Origin of the sequence: Klebsiella sp. 28 (genome assembly GCF_018223905.1) — a bacterium.
Lineage (GTDB): Bacteria > Pseudomonadota > Gammaproteobacteria > Enterobacterales > Enterobacteriaceae > Klebsiella > Klebsiella pneumoniae.
Genome location: NZ_JAGRQY010000265.1, coordinates 1 through 2,607 on the forward strand (window position 1 = coordinate 1; position 2,607 = coordinate 2,607).

Genomic DNA, 2,607 nt, shown 5'->3' on the forward strand with positions numbered 1-2,607 from the left:
CGGCCGTCGGACCATCGCTGGTTTTAGCACGTATACCCTGTGACGTTCGCACCAGGTTTTCACTTATCCACAAAAACCCGCAAATGAATAAACAGGGAATTTAGCAAAAGGGTAACAGCAAACCTGCAAAATAGTCTTACCCCACTTTTTTAATCCCCTGCATTGCAAGCAGCAGGGAGATCTTTTGTCTCTGCCGGCTCTGTGAATAACTCAATGAGGCCTTCGCTTACAGCGGCCGCACGTGTCCACGTCGCTCAGATAGAAGTTGCTCCCATCGCTTCGCGACGGGCCCCGACCGGAGAACTGCATTAGTTACAGCATTCATAATGATGTTCATCATAAAACCGGCGCCGGTTTGCCAGCCAGGTGCCCCTCCCCACCACTGAAAAGCGCCGCCGCCCCCGGCCGAAGGCCGGGGAACACCATCGCTTTAGAATGGCGGATGTTGTAACTAGATCTTGTCATTGCTGTGGGTGATGTTGCTTTTCGTTCTGGCGTACACGCTCGTAAGCGGCCCTAACGGCCCGCTAACGCGGAGATACGCCCCGACTGCGGCTATCGCCTTGTCGTGACCACTCCGACCGCGCACAGCAGCTTCTGTATCGTTTTTAGCGGGTTTGTTCTGGGCTTAGCAGTGTGGGGGATTATTACGGCTGAAGCCGTAATGCTTTTTTCGTCCTCGCTTCGCTGCGGGGGTCTCCGGCGCATGGCGCCTCCCATGCGCTGACGCGCATCAAAAACCCGTCCCCTGCGCCACTTGTGTCTGACGCACGCGAGAGTCCGCTGCGGCAAAAAAACAAGAAGAGAGCTAGACGAAGGTCGCTCAGCTCCCCGTAATTTTTTATATACTCACCACGGGGACATTAGATCTGCTTTTGCCAAAAAAACGGCTAGTTTTTTCTGGATTTACCCAAACCAAAGGCACCGGCATTCACTATAAACGAGGCCTTTCTGATCGGCGTATCGATATCAAATATGGGGTTTTCAGCACGCCTTCTTTCAAAGTACTTATTTCTCTCCGATTCATTTTTAAAAGCGCTACCTGTCCTTGCAATCCTCTCCTGAATAAGCATCTTTTCATGCTCAGCCTTTTTGGTTGAGTTGGCCTTAGCGAGATTCTTTTCAAGGGATTTCGTATGCTTTTTTATATGCTTTCTCAACCTAGCTTTATGGCCAAATGAGAGTTTACATATCGGACAAGTGAATAATTCTTCCATAAGCTTCATGAGTGTAAGGGGAAGGTTATATTTACCATAGCATTCCTTGTCCGAACTGCCATGCGATGGTCCACCGGGGCAATGAGGCAAAGCCGTTGTCTGTGGAAGCACTACGCGGCATGATGAGCGTCGCCAGTTGCACACCGGCAAAGACGTGAAACACTTTTAACCGGAGCCAGTCATGCGCGTTGCCGAAAGCATCATCCTCGATGCCCTCACTCGCGGAGGATGCATCAAAACCTTTTACCGCATATCCTCACGGCAGGCTGCTGAATCGGCCACGCGGATACCTGAGGGGTATATTCTGGAGTCGCCCGGCGAGCGGGAAGATATTGTGCTCTCGCGCGCGGACTTTCATGCGCTGGAGAAGCTGCTGGAGCAGAAGGAAACCTGGGAGCAGGTGGTCGGTGTGACCTGTTTTGGTGGGGCAACATGGCAGCTGAGACCGACTGTACAGAGCTGAACAACTGAGATTTAAGACCTGGGAATCAGTAAGACTGAAGGGAGGTATCTGTTATGACGCTGACAGAAAAAACAGGCCATCTGGCATGGTGTGCACTGGTCGCGCTGGCACTGGCCAGACAGGAGCAGGGAGAACTCTCTCCCGCACAGGAAAATCTCTTTCTCACCCGCTGGCTCGCGGCAGCACTGAAGCAACGGCGATTCTCGCGCGATGTGGCACAGGATATCGGGTGGTTACTGAATCAGGGGCGTTTGCTGGGTGTGAGAGCTAAGCTGGCCGACAAACTGGGCTATGTCTGGCGCTCCTGCAGCGGCGAGTTGACTGAACAGAACGACATGTTCCGCCTGACGTATGCGCTGGAAACAGCGAAAGACATGGGCTGGAATTACCGCGTAATGAGCGACAGAGAATGGGCCGGACGATATGCTTTGGTACTCAATCCTGGAGTAAACGGTGTTTATCTCTTACGGACAAACCTTGATGCCGCTTTTGACGACAATGGCCAACAGACAAATCCGCTGACAGTACGTCTGACAGGGAACGTAACTGGGATAATGAAACTGTTAAATCGCTGTGGCTGGCAGGCTGAGCCTGAGTCTGATGCCTCCCTGCCCCACCAGTTTTCACTGATGGCCCGGCAGGGAGTGCCAGGAAAGGGGGATTAGTGGCGGATTTGTGCCAGGTCATCTTCAGTCAGACCGGTCATTTTCATGACAGTATTGCGGTCAATGCCGTTCTGCAGCATGGTACGGGCAATTTTCGGCACTGTTGCAAAGTTAGCGATGAGGCAGCCTTTTGTCTTATTCAAAGGCCTTACATTTCAAAAACTCTGCTTACCAGGCGCATTTCGCCCAGGGGATCACCATAATAAAATGCTGAGGCCTGGCCTTTGCGTAGTGCACGCATCACCTCAATACCTTTGATGGT

The 2,607-nt window shown here is 52.2% G+C and carries 3 protein-coding genes and 2 pseudogenes; 2 read left to right on the forward strand and 3 right to left on the reverse strand.

Annotated elements, in window-relative coordinates; genetic code table 11:
* Positions 1-890: 890 nt before the first annotated feature.
* Positions 891-1,217 carry a C2H2-type zinc finger protein gene (locus tag KHQ28_RS27840; RefSeq protein WP_004201125.1) on the reverse strand — a complete coding sequence of 109 codons (327 nt, stop codon included), beginning with the start codon at positions 1,215-1,217 and terminating at the stop codon, positions 891-893.
* 181 nt (positions 1,218-1,398) lie between these two features.
* Here KHQ28_RS27840 and KHQ28_RS27845 point away from each other — a divergent pair, with 181 nt between their 5' ends.
* Positions 1,399-1,680 (forward strand): hypothetical protein, encoded by a 282-nt coding sequence (locus tag KHQ28_RS27845; protein ID WP_001568067.1) that lies wholly within the window; start codon positions 1,399-1,401, stop codon positions 1,678-1,680.
* 53 nt (positions 1,681-1,733) lie between these two features.
* On the forward strand, positions 1,734-2,345 hold the full coding sequence (locus tag KHQ28_RS27850; protein WP_000176305.1) for a DUF2913 family protein: 612 nt from the start codon (positions 1,734-1,736) through the stop codon (positions 2,343-2,345).
* Here the strand turns inward: KHQ28_RS27850 and KHQ28_RS27855 are convergent.
* Positions 2,342-2,452 (reverse strand): annotated as a pseudogene (locus tag KHQ28_RS27855) (hypothetical protein); the annotation flags it as partial. The gene KHQ28_RS27850 and the pseudogene KHQ28_RS27855 overlap by 4 nt on opposite strands.
* 41 nt (positions 2,453-2,493) lie before the next feature.
* Positions 2,494-2,607: pseudogene (locus KHQ28_RS27860) on the reverse strand (IS6 family transposase); the annotation flags it as partial.

Excerpts from the sequence above, each read along its gene's own strand:
- KHQ28_RS27845 (WP_001568067.1), top strand. The coding sequence starts at position 1,399 with ATGCGCGTTGCCGAAAGCATCATCCTCGATGCCCTCACTCGCGGAGGA.
- KHQ28_RS27840 (WP_004201125.1), bottom strand. The coding sequence starts at position 1,217 with ATGGAAGAATTATTCACTTGTCCGATATGTAAACTCTCATTTGGCCAT.
- KHQ28_RS27850 (WP_000176305.1), top strand. The coding sequence starts at position 1,734 with ATGACGCTGACAGAAAAAACAGGCCATCTGGCATGGTGTGCACTGGTC.